The organism is Pseudoalteromonas sp. S1609 (assembly GCF_005887255.1).
Taxonomy (GTDB): domain Bacteria; phylum Pseudomonadota; class Gammaproteobacteria; order Enterobacterales; family Alteromonadaceae; genus Pseudoalteromonas.
The window spans coordinates 1-780 of the sequence record NZ_PNDJ01000147.1 but is presented as its reverse complement, the minus strand read 5'-3'; the positions used below and the strand labels follow the sequence as shown (position 1 = coordinate 780).

General features: G+C 39.9%; 1 protein-coding gene and 1 pseudogene. One reads left to right on the top strand and one right to left on the bottom strand.

Annotated features, from left to right (window positions below):
* Positions 1 to 293 (top strand): annotated as a pseudogene (locus tag CWB76_RS19140) (molecular chaperone); the annotation flags it as partial.
* A 4-nt stretch (positions 294 to 297) separates the two neighbouring features.
* Here the strand turns inward: CWB76_RS19140 and CWB76_RS19135 are convergent.
* On the bottom strand, positions 298 to 762 hold the full coding sequence (locus CWB76_RS19135; protein WP_138609705.1) for a methylglyoxal synthase: 465 nt from the start codon (positions 760 to 762) through the stop codon (positions 298 to 300).
* Positions 763 to 780 lie beyond the last annotated feature (18 nt).

The following is a 780-nucleotide window of genomic DNA, read 5'->3' as shown; positions in this document are numbered from 1 at the left end:
TTAATTGTGATTTAACATTTCTAGATTCATCACTTGATAAAGATATTTCTATTAATGAATTAGCATTAGCCGTTGACGATAGTATTAGCCAAATAGTGACATTAGCAAAACAGGCCATTGCAGATGCAAACACTACCCCAGATGTAATTTATTTAACGGGTGGTAGTGCGCAATCACCACTGATCAAAGCGGCTTTAAAAACCCACTTAGGCGACATTAAAATGGTTAATGGTGATCACTTTGGCAGTGTCACCGCTGGTCTGACTAAATGGGCGAGTATGCTTTATAAATAAGCTGTTATAAAGAGATTTGTCGGGTTGCGAGGTACTTTTCGTAATCTGGCAAAGAACGCTCAAATTCGCTGTCCATAAGGGGAGAACTTAGTAACATATCAGCGCTTACTTCATTACAAGCAACAGGAATGTTCCACACCGCGGCTAAACGAAGCAATGCTTTTACATCGGGGTCGTGCGGCTGAGATGCCAGAGGATCCCAAAAAAAGATTAATACATGAATTTCATGTTCCGCTATTTTAGCACCAAGCTGCTGATCACCCCCCATAGGTCCACTGAGTAATTGTACGACATTCAAACCGGTGGTTTTTTCTATTAAATGTCCGGTTGTACCAGTGCCGTATAGCTTATGTTTACTTAGCATTGGAGTGTGTTTTTCACACCATAATTTTAACGCGGCTTTTTTTCCATCATGTGCAACAAGGGCTATGTTTTTCTTAGCTGGAAGAGATTGTATTTTTTGGTCCATGCTGATTCTTATTAGTTA

What these genes read in the sequence shown, in the direction of transcription:
- CWB76_RS19135 (WP_138609705.1), bottom strand. Translation starts at nt 762, where the DNA reads ATGGACCAAAAAATACAATCTCTTCCAGCTAAGAAAAACATAGCCCTT.